The sequence below is a fragment of the Pseudoalteromonas sp. BMB genome (assembly GCF_001709235.1).
Taxonomy (GTDB): domain Bacteria; phylum Pseudomonadota; class Gammaproteobacteria; order Enterobacterales; family Alteromonadaceae; genus Pseudoalteromonas; species Pseudoalteromonas maricaloris.
In genome coordinates this window covers 1-14,177 of record NZ_MBQA01000076.1, presented here as the reverse complement: position 1 = coordinate 14,177, position 14,177 = coordinate 1, and the positions used below count along the sequence as shown (strand labels likewise).

Sequence of the window (14,177 nt, the reverse complement as noted above, 5' to 3'; positions counted from 1 at the left end):
AAGGCAAGTCTATGAAATACGTAGGTCTACTTTTTTTATTAATGACAACGGTCGTAAGTGCACAAACACTTCGTGTTGCTACCTTTAATGTCAGTATGGAAGCAACGAACTATCAACAAAAAGGGCAAGCACTGGACTCTCAAAAGCTCAGTAAGTTGCTACAAAATGGTCAACATCAACAAATCAAGAATATTGCAGAAATCATTCAGCGTGTTCGTCCAGATGTGATTCTACTTAATGAATTTGATTACATCGCTGAACCAAATAAAGGTGTACAGGCATTTGTAAATAACTATCTAGCACAACCTCAAGCGGATCAGCAGCCGATATCGTACCCTTACTTTTATATTGCGCCAGTCAATACTGGATTACCAACACCGTTTGATTTAGATAATGACGGTAAGCAATCTAACTATGGCGGTGATGCCCAAGGGTTTGGGCTATATGAGGGGCAATATGGGATGGTTGTGCTGTCAAAGTATCCGATTAAAAAAGAGCAGGCCCGAACTCTGCAGGCATTTCTTTGGAAAGATATGCCAAACCATATGGTGACAATAGATCCGACGACGAGACAGCCTTGGTATAGTGAGCAAGAGTGGCAAAGCTTGAGGCTAAGCTCAAAATCTCACTGGGATCTGCCAATTGAAGTGAACGGTAAATTATTTCACCTGCTGGCTATGCACCCAACGCCTCCTGTCTTTGATGGTGAAGAGGATAGGAATGGCAACAGAAATCACGATGAGATCCGCTTAATGGCTGATTATATCGACCCTAAACGTAGCCAGTACATTTATGATGACAATGGTGTTAAAGGTGGCCTTAAAAATGATACACGATTTATCATCGTCGGTGATTTAAACGCTGCTGATAAAGGCGATAAACATAGACTAGGCGTGATAGAACAATTATTAGATAATCCTAAAGTATTCTCGAACTTTACGCCAAAAAGCAGAGGGGGAAGTGAACATAGCAAGGAAAGTGAGAGTCGCAGTTATACCGCACATTGGGGGGCTCGTGTAGATTACGTATTGCCATCCAAGTTCGGTTTTCGGGTGATTAGCAGCGGGGTTTTCTGGCCAAGCAAAGAAGATGAATTATTCCGTTTAGTGGAAAGTCGTCATGCCAGCTCCGATCACCGTTTAGTTTGGGTAGACGTGGAAGTTAAATGACCGCTGTGATTGGTCAATTGTGTCGCTTATTACAAATTTAAACAATGACTAACGGAACTAAACCGAAATAACCCCTAAGCTTGCGCTTAATGAATAGGAGAGTGTGATGAAAAGAATTCTATTAAGTGTTGGTTTAGCGGTTTGGTTATCCGGGTGTGCTCATCATGATGATGTGCGTCCATCGTCTGATGGTGTGCATAATATTATGTTATTTTCCGACAGCCGTGATGCGGGTAGTAAAGAAGCATTAAAGCAGGCCGAGCACTATTGCAAACAAGCCGATATGGTCGCGTATGTTGTGGATCTAGATATTATTTATAACAGCGATACGCCTGAGAGTACTTATATCACGCAAAAAGGCGTAGCTAACGCCGTTGAGGCTGCCGGTATGGCGATGTGGATTTTTGGTCGAAATAGTGTCGATGATGCAGGGGCTGCAATGACCATAGGTGGAGGAATAGCCGATGGTGCGCTCGGTAAGCCTTATGATGTGCGATTAAATTTCAAATGTGGATGAATGATTAGTCAGCACGTCTAACGTCGCAACATGCTTCAATCTTCATCCTTTTTTGGATTATTTTGAGGCGTGTTGTTTTTGGATGTTACCTTATCTTTGTCAAAAGGCGCCGTTTGCTCGTCTATTTTCTTTTTCATTTCAAATTTGGCGGAATATTTTAACAACGCAATATTGCTCCAAATCACCCCTAACACACCAGCAATGATCAAGATCACTTGCCATGTTTCTAATTGATTGCCCATTCTAGCTCCTCAAAAAAGCCCTATTTTTTAAATTTGTCCTGAAATAGGTGAGCATTTTAGCGCGACTGTTGATATTATTCACCACCTAGTCATTTCGCGATAATTATGCTGCATATATTTACATTCTGAGGATAATAGCGCATTCATGGAACAAGTGTTAATTTGGCCTGCCCAGTATCCCATGCTGTTAAAGGGGTTAATCGAACAAAACGGTGCTTACATTCTAGATGCCATAGAGGCATGGCCGAATTGCCAACAAATGAAAGATGAGCAGGGCGTAACGACCACTGTTCTACCTCCTTTATTTTACCTCGCTTGGCTACGACCGCTAGAGCCGTTCGAAGCCTGTTATTTTCAGCATATTGATGACTATGACGATAAACAGCGTCAATACGTTAATAGCGTAATTCAACACATCGAGGAAAATGATACTGATCAGGATGAGCTAATAAAAACACTCATTCAGCGTCTTGGTCAGTACTCTAACATTCAAGCTCAGGTACAAGAGCAAAGTTTATCGTTTGTAGAGCTGCTCTATGACAAACATTATGAAAAAACGCTGATATGGCTATTGGAGAAAGGGCTTAAGTTTAGCGCGAAAGAAATTGTTGCTCTGTGGTGCAACAGCTCGGAGGCAACACAGACGGTACTATTGACTCATATTGATACTTGTCTGCTTGACCGAGCCGCTACTGCTAAACTAGCAACAGATAGTTTGCTGGATGGACAGCAGACTTTTGAGCTGCTTTGCGCTATGTGTGACAAAGATGAAGTGACGGGTCTTTTGGAACAAGCGCTATTGTTCCAACTAACCCAGCAACAGGTGAAGCAATCAGCTATTATTACGCTGGTAACGCAGGGCGCGAAAGGAACGGCAAGAGATAGCAACGGGCGCTCTGCCATTATGTTAGCAGTTGAAAATGGTTTTGTGAGTGCAGTTGAAACCATGTTGCCGCACCATAAAGTAAATGAGTTGGACGAATCGGGCAGGAACTTAATGCATTATGCGGCGGCATCGAACTCTGCTGCTATGATCGAAATGATTTTTGAACATGGTGATGACCCGACGCTTGCGGATATTCATGGCGACACCCCTTACCGTGTTGCTATGAAAAATCAGGCACTTACTTCTAAGCAAACATTTGAACAGCGCGGTATTATCGAGCTTTCTAACGAAGCAAAGTATCAAAAAATAAAAACCGTCCATATTCTTTATGCCTTTGCTGCGATTTTGCTACCACTTCAGTTATTTTTATTTTTTACTGATGAGGTTGATGAAAAAACCATTGCAACACTTGTCACTACGGCTGCTTCTATCGCAATTTTTGTTTTTGCGAGACGAAAACGCAGTAATCCCCTCTATCCGAGCAGCTCAACACCTTGGTCACTCATCGGGGTAAATGCGTTAGCTTGGCTCAGTATTGGTGTGCAGGTATTGTTTTCAGTATTGGTGTTGATAGCCGTACTCTCGTTGCAGTAGCTTACCATATCGAATAATACCAAGGCATGAATACGAAAAAAGCGCAGCTACTTCATTGAAGACTGCGCTTTTTTAATGGAGTTACGCAAGCGAGATTATGACTCTTTATGTTCGTGAGCTGCCTTTTCGTCGGCAAGGTCCTCTTTTAACTTGCGGATCTTCAATCCTAACTCTTGGCCTCTGTGTCTTGCATAGTAAGTGCAACCAATAAACATGGAGGTTGCAAAGCCAATCTCAAGCAGGACTAACACTAGCTCGTCAGGAGATGTCCACAACAGGGTAAAGCCGTGGATAAAATAAAACATCACGACAAAGTTTGCCCACGCATAAGTGTATGGCTTATCCTGTAAAATACCTTTAAGCGGGAGTAATAAAGGTAAAACGTACACCACAAAGACAAAGCCCAAGCTGTAACCTTCTCTTGGTGCAAGCACAAAGAGCCACAGTGGCATTAGGATCAAAAGACCAAAATACCCAACTAGCGCACAGAGTTGAAAGCGTCTAGTGATGGGCTTTTTTGCAATTTCATTCATGTTAACTTTTCCGCGACGCGTAGCAGTCGACTCGCTGCTGCACGACAAATTTTGATTTCTGTTTGAGTGAGAGAAGTATTGTTTTGGCTACCCGCAACATGTGTTGCACCGTAAGGCGTTCCGCCCATTTCGGTCGCCAAAAGCTCTGGAACATCATAGGGGATACCTAACAACATCATGCCGTGGTGTAATAACGGTAAGGAGAGGTTGAGTAGAGTAGCCTCGTTGCCACCGTGCATACTGCTTGAAGAAGAAAATACGCAGGCTGGTTTATCGATGAGCGCGCCTTTAAGCCACAGATCGCTGGTGGTTTCCCAAAACGCTTTCGCTTGAGCCGCCATCATACCAAAGCGTGTTGGAGTGCCAAACGCCAAACCGTCACAGGATATTAAGTCTTGCTTTGTTACGACCACATCATGGTCTTGACGTTTCTCAAATACGCGTACTATAGCTTCACCACCTTGTGACACTATGGTGTCTGCAAATTCGTGCGCCATATTCGCCACAGAGCCATGACTAGAGTGGTATAAAATAAGAATTTTACTCATTACAGGATATCAAGCACTGACTCTGGGGGTCTACCAATCGCTGCCTTGTCACCATTGACAACTATAGGACGTTCAATCAGTTTAGGGTTTTCAAGCATGGCTGTGCGCAGTGTCGCTTCGTCCGAGTTTTTCGATAGTCCAAGCTCTTTGTAGAGCGTTTCTTTGCTGCGGACGAGCTGGTGAGCAGAACTAAATCCAAGTTTAGAAAGTAAATTAGCCAAAGTGTCACTATCGATTGGCGTCTTTAGGTATTCAATAACGGTAGGATTAACGTCATTGGACTCTAGTAAAGCTAGGGTTTCACGTGATTTTGAACAGCGCGGGTTGTGATAGATTTCTACTGACATGATTTCGCTCTATTTTGCTCTAAGTCGTAATGTAAACGGATCATAGCTTAATGTTGAGATGACGAAAAGCGATGTGCAAGAAAATTGGCTTAAATACGTTTTTACTATTGCTGTAAGCAATCGCTAAGCCTACAGCTTAGCGATTTCTTTTTGCATATTACGGTATTGGCTAAGTAGCGCCTTTAATCTGGTACGTTTGATATCTTCGTTATCTTCGACATGATTGAGTGCACGCTGGACTTCATCTGCTGCCTTATTAAATGCACCGTACTGGGCATAGACACTCGCTTTTGACTCATGGTAAGCCGCCTTGTTTTCTTGGGCTTCATAGGCTTGTGTGAGTAAATCGCGGGCGAGAATATGATCCGGTTTCTCAAGCAAAAAGATCTTGAGCAATTGCTCTGCAACTTCATACTGTTTTGCTTTTATGGCGGCATTAGCATAATTCAGCGTGATAACTTGGTTATTGGGCCTAAGTTGATGTTGGGCCTGAAGCATCTCAACGGCTTTGCCAGAGTGCTCTGTCGCAATTAAATAATCGGTATATACATCAAGATAAAACAAGTTATTTGGATCTTTTTCTAACAACTCATCCAATAGTTTGCCAGCTTCTTCGTACTTTTTTTGATCGAGTAACGTAATTGCTAATCCGTATTGTAGGGCGCGCTTGTCGAGCTCTGCTGAGTGTTTTAGCGCGTTTCTGAAAAACGCTTCTCCAGCATCTTCTGAATAATAGTATCGTGCAAGCACACGGCTTTTAGCTAACGCGTAGGAAAGGCTTGAGGGGTAATGCTTTTTCTCGAATTGTTGTGCTCTAAGCCTAACGTCCGATACTCGACTGTCGGGTAACGGGTGCGTAAGCAAAAATGCGGGTGGCTTATTTTTAAAGCGAATTTGATCCGAGAGCTTAGTTAAAAATTCACTGGCCGCATAGGGGTCAAAGCCTGCTTTATGTAGGGTATTCATACCAAATCGGTCGGCTTCTTGCTCCGCTTTTCGGCTATGCGTTAATTGGTTCAACGATGATTGCGTTTGGCTTGCGGATAAAATGGCGATACCTGCATCTGGGGCAACAACGGTTGCCAAAATACCAGTAATAAGCCCCGCGATGGTCAAGGCACTGTTGTCTTTTGCGTTTTGTACGCGGCGTGCTAAATGGCGTTGGGTAACGTGCGCAATTTCGTGGCCAATAACGGATGCTAACTGACTCTCGTTATCGGATTGCGCAATGAGTCCCGTATGTACACCAACGTGGCCCCCGTAAAAAGCGAAGGCATTAATATCTTTGTTATTTATCCAAAAAAAGGTAAATGGAAAGCGTACGTCATTAGCATTGGCGACGAGGCGATTGCCCAGGCTAGTTAAGTACTCTTCAAGTACCGGATCGCCAACCACAGGGGAGCGCGAGCGTAACTGCATCATCATGACTTCGCCGATCGCTTGCTCTTTTTCAATAGGTAGTACTTGGAGAGCTGAAGTGCCTAAATCTGGTAGTTTCAGCTCTGTTTGTGCAATAGCGCTGCTGGATGCAGCGAGCGCAAATGTTAAAACGATTGAATTTAATAGGGGTTTTAACCGCATTTTAATCCCTTTTAAGGTCTTCTCCGAGCATGATCCTAGCTAAGTCGACTTCATCATTGCATGCTCGAGCATCTTTTTCGCAAAGTTGGTAAAAATCTTTTATTGAGACCCCATCAACACCTGTGATGTTCAATTCTTTTTGCAAAAACGTCACTGTCATATGTAGCACTTTGTGCGCATGAAGTATCAGAGCTTTGTCGGCTATATCACCACGTTCAAAGTAAAACGCAATGAATTTATGGAGCTGGTTGATGCGCAGTAAGTTTTTCATCGTGTGCGGATCCCACACTCGGAATTCTAAAAAACGATTATCTTTAACATAGGCATCAATCTTGGTGCCTTTGGCTATTGGGTAAGCCCAAAGCTCAAAGCCTCTATCAGTAAATGCTTGATGTAATGCTATTTGAGGTTTATTGTCACAGTGAATTATGCCACTGTCATCCTCATAACCACCTAATAGTTCGATATTCCAATTTCGCTTATCTAGCAAACGCTTTACTGCATTATCAAAGCCGTGATGGAGCAGACCCTCACATTCACTCACCGCTGAGGCGACAAGGTGATAAAAAGGCGGAAGTTCACCCCAATTAATTTGTTTTTTGTACCAATTTATTTCTTTTAGTGTTGGATTGGCTGGCAATCGGGCCTTATTATTAACGCCTGGCATTAAGATTCCCAAGAAGTAGAGTATGCTATTAAGAATAAACCATCAACGCCTTGAGGGCTACCGCATTGAGTGATTTGTGTGGAGACAAGACAACAAAATTTGTGCATGATTTGCGAGAATTTACCTGTCCCGCATTATTTGTTCAGTTTAAGTGGCGGTTAAAGCGCCATGACTATACTCTAGGCAAACTAAAGTTGCTGATGAGTCAGGATCAAAGCTTGTTAGACATAAAAAAATATTTGGATGGTAACTCGGTGAGTTACCAAATTATTGAAATTGAAAGCGGTGAAGTGTGTTTGGAGATCATGGATGTTTGAGTTAGTAAAAGCGTGGTATATCAAAAAGTTTTCAGATCCACATTCCGTTACTCTATTGCTGATGCTAGTTGCTACGGTTGCTTTGCTGTACTTTTTTGGCAGTTATGTCATGCCGGTACTGGTCGCAATTGTTATAGCTTATTTACTAGAATGGCCAGTGAACAAGCTTACCCGAGTGACTGGCAGTAGGATGTTATCAGCAGTAGTGGTAATGGCGGTATTTGTGGGGGTCGCTTTGGGGCTGGTATTTGGTATCGTTCCCGTTTTGTGGCAACAGTTAAGTAACCTGCTCCAAGAAAGTCCAACCATGGTAGAAGAGGGTAAGGACTTCCTTTTACATTTACCTGAATACTATCCGACGCTGATTTCTACAACTCAGGTACAGGCAATTGTGAGTTCTGTGGAAAGCAAACTGTTAGAGCTTGGCGAAGTCATTGTGTCAGCCTCATTAACTTCATTAAAAGACGTTGTCGCTTGGATGATTTATTTAGTCTTAGTGCCGCTGCTTGCTTTTTTCATGTTGAAAGACAAGTCAGAGCTTACATCTGGAGTGTCAAAAATTATACCCAAGGACAGAAAGCTCATTTCACAAGTGTGGCATGAGATGGACCAACAAATCATGAATTATATTCGTGGTAAAGTTTTTGAGATTGTCATCGTTGGAGTAGTGAGCTTTGTGACCTTTTCCATTTTGGATTTACGTTATGCCGCACTACTGGGAACGTTGGTTGGGCTCTCTGTACTTATCCCATTTATTGGTGCTGCACTCGTTACCTTACCCGTTGCTGCAGTTGCTTTGTTTCAATTTGGTCTAGCGCCAGAATTTTGGACCATTCTCATCGCGTACGGCATTATTCAAGCATTAGATGGTAATGTTTTAGTGCCGTTATTGTTTTCAGAAGCAGTGGATCTCAACCCTGTTTATATCATTGTTGCAGTGTTATTTTTTGGTGGTTTATGGGGATTTTGGGGGGTATTCTTTGCGATTCCACTTGCATCTCTGGTCAAGGCGCTGATCAATGCATGGTCGAGTAAGAGTGAAGAACTGTTGGCGAAATAGTGAGAATTTTTGATGTTAGTCGGCTCAAGAGCCGACTAAATAAATAGCTATTGTGTGATCCTACCCGTGCTTTCACGAACCACCATACTCGGTGTGAACACATGTGAGACTTCTTTATCATTTTTTCGATGTCCCCGTGTTTTAGAAAACAATAAACGCGCAGCATGTTCAGAAATAATGTTGTTAGCCTGATGTGCAGTCGTAAGCTTTGGCCAAGTTTGGCGGGAGAATGGAGAGTCTTCGAAGCCACTGATAGACAATTGACCCGGGATCTCTATGTTCATCAGCCGCGCAGCAAATAAAGCTCCAGCGGCTACCTCATCGTTACCACCTAAAATCGCAGTGATTTGGTTTGGATTACCATCGGCCAGCAGCGCTTTAGCGCCTTTTACCCCTGATTCAAATGAGTAAGTACCGTGATAGAGCAGTGTATCGTCCTGTTCTATATCGTGTGCTTTTAGGGCATCGCGATATCCGGCTAACCGTTCTGTCGTTGATTTGTGTTCTTCATCCCCAAGTACAAACGCAATTTTTTTATGTCCAAGTTGGATCAGATGCTCAGTAATTTCATAGGCTGCAGCGTAGTCGTCAACAAAGATACAGTTATTTGCGCTATTTTTCGCTTCTTGCGCTCGACCAGAAAGTAGACGCACGTAATGTATGCCCAGCTCATCTAGCATATCAATAATGGATTGCTGCTCGGATAGAGGAGGAGTCAAGACTAAACCTGCAAGACGTGAGCGTTTGATCATAGTGACGAATTCTTCGGCCATATTTTCCGAATTGGATTCACAGGGGTGGATGACGAGCTCATATCCTTCATCTCTACAGCGAGATAACACCCCGTTTTGCATATCAATGACATAATACGCATTGGGATTGTCGTAGACCAAGCCAATTGCAAATGAAGAAGTACCAGCTAAGTTTCTCGCAGCGATATTAGGCTGATAATTAAGCTCTTTGACAGCCAGCATTACTTGATCGTAGGTTTTTTTTCTAACCGAAGGTTCTTTATTGATTACCCGCGATACGGTTTTCATAGATACGCCAGCTAGCTTGGCAACATCATTAATAGTGACTTTCATGTAGTTGTTCTTCTATTTACAGGTCTGTATCGATCATTATTAAGCACAGAGGAATAGTAGCGCTTTATGTATGCAGAAGCTAGCGCCCAATTTCTGAGATATTTAGCCGCTAAGGCGACCATCGGCTTAATAAAAGGATCATCTGTTTTTCTTAGTCTATCTAATAAGTACAGAATTTAGCACTACAATTCGCAGAAATAAATGAATGATACCGGTGTCAAAAATTTTATTTTAGGTTATTATTCGCAATGTAAAATTGAAAAGAAGCGATTTGACAGCGTTGTCATTTTGGCATAATGTGCTTGTTTAATAATGTTTCTTTGTTGTTACTACCTGAAAAGTAAGGTAACTAACAATCACTTACGTCTTAGGGGAATATGTAATGGGTGGTCGTGTAGATTTGGATAGTTGGCAAAAGCTCAGTGGTTCTGCTCAGCGAGTAGAGCAACAGCATTTAAAAACGATGTTTGCAAACGATGCACAAAGGTTTGAAAAGTTTTCTCGTCAAATCTCAGGTGTATTGTTCGACTTTTCCAAGCAACGCATTGATGACCAAACATTCTCTGAGATGATGCAGCTCGCAAAAGAGAGTGATATTGCGCTTTGGCGAGAAAAGATGTTCTCAGGTGAAAAAATAAATATCACTGAGGACCGAGCGGTTTTACATACAGCACTGCGTAACCGAGCTAATACACCTATTTATGTGGATGGTGTAAACGTTACTGAACAAGTCAATGCAGAATTAGAAAAACTACAAGCATTTAGTAACCGAGTTCGTTCGGGTGAGTGGCAAGGGTATACAGGCAAAGCTGTCAAAGATGTGGTTGCGATTGGCGTTGGTGGTTCTAACTTAGGTCCGCAAATGGTGACTGATGCGCTAGCCGCGTATGCAGATGAAACGCTAAACGTGCATTATGTTTCGAATGTTGACGGTGTACAGATTGCTTCAGTACTAAAAGGTTTGGATGCAGAAACCACCTTGTTTGTTGTGTCATCAAAAACTTTCACAACCTCTGAAACCATGACCAATGCAAAGACTGCCGTTGAGTGGTTTTTGAATGCTGCAAGCGATAGAGCGGCAATCGCCAAGCATTTTGTTGCAGTTAGCACCAACCTTGAGAAGACCAGAGCGTTTGGTATTAGCGATGACAACGTATTTACGATGTGGGACTGGGTTGGCGGTCGTTTCTCGCTTTGGAGCGCGATAGGATTACCAATCGCACTTTATTTAGGCTTCGATAAGTTTGTCGAAGTACTTGAAGGTGCGTTTGAAATTGATGAGCACTTTAAAACGGCAAACAACGAAGACAATATTCCACTGTTGATGGCGTTACTCAGTGTATGGAATACCAGCTTCTTGGGGTATCAAGCACAAGCGATTTTGCCTTATGATCAGGCGCTTCATATGCTGCCTGCGTATTTACAACAAGGTGAAATGGAAAGTAATGGTAAGCATGTTACTTTTGCAGGAGAGCAGGTAAACTATACGACTGTGCCAATTATTTGGGGCATGACAGGGATAAATGGCCAGCACGCTTTTTATCAGTGTTTACACCAAGGTAATGTGATTGTACCGGCTGATTTCATCGCTTCGATTGAACCGCAAAACAAAGTAGGCCAGCATCACGATATTTTACTGTCTAACTTCTTCGCGCAAACGGAAGCAATGATGACGGGTGTAGATGCACAGCAGGTACGTGAAGATTTAACGGCTAAAGGTAAGTCGGATGCGGAAATCGACAAGTTGATCCCGCATAAAATACACCAAGGTAACCGTCCAACCTCTTCATTTATCTTAGATAAGGTAGATGCAAAAGCTGTGGGCCGACTGATTGCCTTGTATGAACACAAAATTTTCTGCCAAGGCATTATTTTGGATGTGTGTTCATTTGACCAGTGGGGTGTTGAGCTTGGTAAAGGGCTTGCTTCAAATATTGAAGCCGAGCTAACGCAAGAAGGCGTTACTAACCCGCATGATAGCTCAACGGCGGGTCTAATCGCTTATTACAAGCAAAAGAGAACAAATTAATACTTCGAGTGGAACTGGAAGTAAACAGAATACCTTTGAACGGGTAGCGCTGGAGTACTTAGAGCCTGTATTTTTGTGAGAGGAAATACAGGTTTCTAAGACTCATTTATACCAACTTACTTAATCCCTCAAATTGAGCAGGTATTAAGTCGAATTGATATTACTAGTGCATTGCAATCGAAATCATCACCCGTTACACAATGAGTTTGGTAGGCTTTGGAGTGGCTCCAAATCGAATAAACACTGCGTGCTTGTAGTGCACGCCTAACCTAATGAGAGTGAATTATGCTTAATCCTTTTGACATCGTAATTTTTGGTGGGGGAGGCGATTTAGCACTTCGCAAACTCCTACCTGCCTTGTATCGTGCATATCAAGAAGGTAACTTACCTGAAGGCACTCGCATCTTACCGACCGTTCGTGAACAAAACAAACAACAAGAATTTATCGAAACGGCACATATCGCATTACAAACTCACCTTGGCAAAGGCGAATACAACAAGAAAGATTGGTCCGCATTTGAACAGTTTTTAGTGCCTGTGGTAGTCAACGTTACTGAAGAAGATGAACACTGGGATACGCTAAAGAATATTTTGGCTGATGGGGAAGATAAGTCTCGTGTATTCTACTTGTCACTTCCTCCAGCGGTTTATGGCCGTTGTTGTGAGCTATTGTCAATCAAAGGGCTAATCACTGAGCAATCACGTGTAGTTGTTGAAAAGCCTATTGGTTATTGCGGTAAATCTGCAGAAGAAATTAATGCCAAAATCGGTGAGTTCTTCTCGGAAGAGCAAGTATTCCGTATCGATCATTATCTAGGTAAAGAAACGGTTCAAAACCTGATGGCACTTAGATTCTCAAACGCACTGTTCGAGAATTTATGGGATGCTAAAGCCATAGATAATATTCAGATCAGTATCTCTGAAACAGTCGGTCTTGAAAGCAGAGCTGGCTTCTACGACAAAGCGGGTGCACTTCGTGATATGGTGCAAAATCACTTATTGCAACTACTTTGCTTGGTTGCGATGGAGTCACCACATAAACTTAATGCCAACAGCATTCGCACTGAAAAGCTTAAAGTATTAGAAGCGCTTAGACCGCTAATTGACACGGGTGTAGATAATAATGTTGTGCGTGGTCAATATGTGCCAGGCGACCTTGAAGGTAAGCTGGTACCTGGCTACCTTGAAGAGTTGGGCGAAGGGTCGAGTAAAACAGAAACATTTGTTGCTATTCGTGCTCACATTGATAACTGGCGTTGGTCTGGCGTGCCTTTCTATTTAAGAACAGGGAAGCGTATGAAAAAGCGTTGTGCTGAAATTGTGGTTGAGTACAAGCCTGTTTCTCACAATGTTTATGGCGATGCGGCGGGTCCAATTCAGCCAAACCGTCTGGTAATAAGATTACAACCTGAAGAAAGTATTCAGTTAACGCTAATGTCTAAGCGTCTAGATAACCTTGAAATGCAACTAGAGCCAGTGACGCTAAATATCTCATTGAGTGAAAAGTATAACAATGGCTATCATTCAGACGCATATAAGCGCTTAATGCTAGACGCCGCTGCAAATAACCCTGCTTTATTTATTCACCGTGACGAAGTGCGCCAAGCGTGGCAGTGGGTTGATCCAATCATTGAGCGTTGGCAGAGTAAAGGGGCTCCGTCACTTTATCGTGCTGGCTCTTGGGGTCCTGAAGACGCCGATGAACTGCTAGAAGAAAACAAACATGTTTGGTTCAACGCGGGAGAGCAAGCGTAATGGCACAGTTAACAGAAAGAAATTTCAGCTCCAAAGACGAGATGACAGCAGCGCTTGCAGAGCTACTTCAAGCTGGGCTCAGTCAAGGTATTGAGCAGGACGGTGAAGCTGTGCTGTTAGTATCTGGTGGTTCATCACCGGCTCCAGCGTATCGTTACCTTTCTGGTGTTGAACTAGGCTGGGACAAAATTACGGTTGCTATGGTTGATGAACGCTGGGTCGAACCGGAACACGAAAAGTCTAACGAAGCATTTATCAAGTCGACATTACTGCAAGACAAAGCGGCAAATGCTCGATTTGTGACGATGAAGAATGCGGCAGTGTCAGCAGAAGAGGGCGCTGATTTATGTGAGTCTGCTTATGCAGCGTTGAAAAAACCGTTCGATGTTACTATTTTGGGAATGGGACCTGATGGTCATACCGCCAGTTTATTTCCAAATGCAAAGGGCCTAGAGCACGCGTTAACGACCACAAACACTGTGTGCGCAATTAATGCTCATCAAAGCGAAGTGACAGGTGAGATCACTGAGCGTATGAGTTTGTCTTTGGCGGGAATAGCTAACTCTAAGGCGGCTGTTTTATTGATCTCTGGTGATGAAAAAAAGGCAGTGTATGAAGCGGCAAAACAATCCGGTTCGGAGTATGACGTACCACTGCGCGCTGTATTAAATCACCCTGATATTAATTTGACCGTATTCTGGTGCCCGTAACCCGAGTGCATCTACTAAAAATAGTAAAATGTAAGGCTGGCGTGATAGCTAGCCTTGTCTCGATATTATTTGAGTCAACTGATTGAATATCTCTGGACATTCAGCTCGAAGCGACAACACTTCTTACTTCTTACTTC

14 protein-coding genes are annotated in these 14,177 nt (G+C 43.0%); 7 read left to right on the top strand and 7 right to left on the bottom strand.

The genetic code is table 11. The annotated features are described in order from the left end of the window. Nucleotides 1–11: 11 nt before the first annotated feature. Nucleotides 12–1,169, top strand: coding sequence for an endonuclease/exonuclease/phosphatase family protein (locus tag BB427_RS06730; RefSeq protein WP_069019752.1), 1,158 nt, complete (start codon nt 12–14; stop codon nt 1,167–1,169). Between the two features lie 106 nt (nt 1,170–1,275). Then, nucleotides 1,276–1,686 (top strand): hypothetical protein, encoded by a 411-nt coding sequence (locus BB427_RS06725; RefSeq protein WP_069019749.1) that lies wholly within the window; start codon nt 1,276–1,278, stop codon nt 1,684–1,686. Between the two features lie 35 nt (nt 1,687–1,721). Here the strand turns inward: BB427_RS06725 and BB427_RS06720 are convergent, their stop codons facing one another. Then, nucleotides 1,722–1,928: a DUF2897 family protein gene (locus tag BB427_RS06720; RefSeq protein WP_069019746.1), complete on the bottom strand. Its 207-nt coding sequence runs from the start codon at nt 1,926–1,928 to the stop codon at nt 1,722–1,724. Between the two features lie 145 nt (nt 1,929–2,073). On the opposite strand from BB427_RS06720, the gene BB427_RS06715 reads away from it, so the two are divergent. After that, complete coding sequence (locus tag BB427_RS06715) at nt 2,074–3,408, top strand: ankyrin repeat domain-containing protein (RefSeq protein WP_069019744.1); 1,335 nt, start codon at nt 2,074–2,076, stop codon at nt 3,406–3,408. A 95-nt stretch (nt 3,409–3,503) separates the two neighbouring features. On the opposite strand, the gene BB427_RS06710 is transcribed toward BB427_RS06715, so the two are convergent. The 5 genes from BB427_RS06710 to BB427_RS06690 all read right to left on the bottom strand — a co-directional run bounded on the left by BB427_RS06710 (nt 3,504) and on the right by BB427_RS06690 (nt 7,084). Then, nucleotides 3,504–3,941, bottom strand: coding sequence for a DUF2069 domain-containing protein (locus BB427_RS06710; protein WP_010375505.1), 438 nt, complete (start codon nt 3,939–3,941; stop codon nt 3,504–3,506). Beyond that, nucleotides 3,938–4,489: an NAD(P)H:quinone oxidoreductase gene (gene wrbA, locus BB427_RS06705; protein WP_069019740.1), complete on the bottom strand. Its 552-nt coding sequence runs from the start codon at nt 4,487–4,489 to the stop codon at nt 3,938–3,940. Before wrbA ends, BB427_RS06710 begins: the two co-directional genes overlap by 4 nt. After that, nucleotides 4,489–4,836: an arsenate reductase (glutaredoxin) gene (gene arsC, locus BB427_RS06700; RefSeq protein WP_069019737.1), complete on the bottom strand. Its 348-nt coding sequence runs from the start codon at nt 4,834–4,836 to the stop codon at nt 4,489–4,491. Before arsC ends, wrbA begins: the two co-directional genes overlap by 1 nt. Before the next feature lie 129 nt (nt 4,837–4,965). Beyond that, a complete protein-coding gene (locus BB427_RS06695) occupies nt 4,966–6,417 on the bottom strand; it encodes a beta-barrel assembly-enhancing protease (protein ID WP_069019734.1) in 1,452 nt (483 codons plus the stop codon). Between the two features lies 1 nt (nt 6,418). Then, entirely contained in the window at nt 6,419–7,084 is a 666-nt protein-coding gene (locus tag BB427_RS06690; protein ID WP_045989077.1) for a hypothetical protein, read from the bottom strand. 309 nt (nt 7,085–7,393) lie between these two features. Here BB427_RS06690 and BB427_RS06680 point away from each other — a divergent pair, with 309 nt between their 5' ends. Beyond that, complete coding sequence (locus tag BB427_RS06680; RefSeq protein WP_045989076.1) at nt 7,394–8,461, top strand: AI-2E family transporter; 1,068 nt, start codon at nt 7,394–7,396, stop codon at nt 8,459–8,461. A gap of 47 nt (nt 8,462–8,508) precedes the next feature. Here the strand turns inward: BB427_RS06680 and BB427_RS06675 are convergent, their stop codons facing one another. Beyond that, on the bottom strand, nt 8,509–9,546 hold the full coding sequence (locus tag BB427_RS06675; RefSeq protein WP_069019731.1) for a LacI family DNA-binding transcriptional regulator: 1,038 nt from the start codon (nt 9,544–9,546) through the stop codon (nt 8,509–8,511). Nucleotides 9,547–9,928: 382 nt separating this feature from the next. Here BB427_RS06675 and pgi point away from each other — a divergent pair, with 382 nt between their 5' ends. From pgi to pgl, 3 genes are all read left to right on the top strand, one after another. Continuing rightward, nucleotides 9,929–11,575 carry a glucose-6-phosphate isomerase gene (gene pgi / locus BB427_RS06670; RefSeq protein WP_069019728.1) on the top strand — a complete coding sequence of 549 codons (1,647 nt, stop codon included), beginning with the start codon at nt 9,929–9,931 and terminating at the stop codon, nt 11,573–11,575. A 285-nt stretch (nt 11,576–11,860) separates the two neighbouring features. Next, on the top strand, nt 11,861–13,330 hold the full coding sequence (gene zwf / locus BB427_RS06665) for a glucose-6-phosphate dehydrogenase (protein ID WP_069019726.1): 1,470 nt from the start codon (nt 11,861–11,863) through the stop codon (nt 13,328–13,330). Next, a complete protein-coding gene (gene pgl, locus BB427_RS06660; protein WP_069019723.1) occupies nt 13,330–14,040 on the top strand; it encodes a 6-phosphogluconolactonase in 711 nt (236 codons plus the stop codon). The genes zwf and pgl overlap by 1 nt, the downstream gene beginning before the upstream one ends. Nucleotides 14,041–14,177: the final 137 nt, after the last annotated feature.

Bases quoted from the DNA above. Each gene is read 5' to 3' on its own strand.
- BB427_RS06730 (WP_069019752.1), top strand. From the start codon at position 12: ATGAAATACGTAGGTCTACTTTTTTTATTAATGACAACGGTCGTAAGT.
- pgi (WP_069019728.1), top strand. From the start codon at position 9,929: ATGGGTGGTCGTGTAGATTTGGATAGTTGGCAAAAGCTCAGTGGTTCT.
- BB427_RS06690 (WP_045989077.1), bottom strand. From the start codon at position 7,084: ATGCCAGGCGTTAATAATAAGGCCCGATTGCCAGCCAATCCAACACTA.
- BB427_RS06680 (WP_045989076.1), top strand. From the start codon at position 7,394: ATGTTTGAGTTAGTAAAAGCGTGGTATATCAAAAAGTTTTCAGATCCA.
- BB427_RS06675 (WP_069019731.1), bottom strand. From the start codon at position 9,546: ATGAAAGTCACTATTAATGATGTTGCCAAGCTAGCTGGCGTATCTATG.
- BB427_RS06710 (WP_010375505.1), bottom strand. From the start codon at position 3,941: ATGAATGAAATTGCAAAAAAGCCCATCACTAGACGCTTTCAACTCTGT.
- BB427_RS06720 (WP_069019746.1), bottom strand. From the start codon at position 1,928: ATGGGCAATCAATTAGAAACATGGCAAGTGATCTTGATCATTGCTGGT.
- pgl (WP_069019723.1), top strand. From the start codon at position 13,330: ATGGCACAGTTAACAGAAAGAAATTTCAGCTCCAAAGACGAGATGACA.
- BB427_RS06725 (WP_069019749.1), top strand. From the start codon at position 1,276: ATGAAAAGAATTCTATTAAGTGTTGGTTTAGCGGTTTGGTTATCCGGG.
- arsC (WP_069019737.1), bottom strand. From the start codon at position 4,836: ATGTCAGTAGAAATCTATCACAACCCGCGCTGTTCAAAATCACGTGAA.
- BB427_RS06695 (WP_069019734.1), bottom strand. From the start codon at position 6,417: ATGCGGTTAAAACCCCTATTAAATTCAATCGTTTTAACATTTGCGCTC.
- BB427_RS06715 (WP_069019744.1), top strand. From the start codon at position 2,074: ATGGAACAAGTGTTAATTTGGCCTGCCCAGTATCCCATGCTGTTAAAG.
- wrbA (WP_069019740.1), bottom strand. From the start codon at position 4,489: ATGAGTAAAATTCTTATTTTATACCACTCTAGTCATGGCTCTGTGGCG.
- zwf (WP_069019726.1), top strand. From the start codon at position 11,861: ATGCTTAATCCTTTTGACATCGTAATTTTTGGTGGGGGAGGCGATTTA.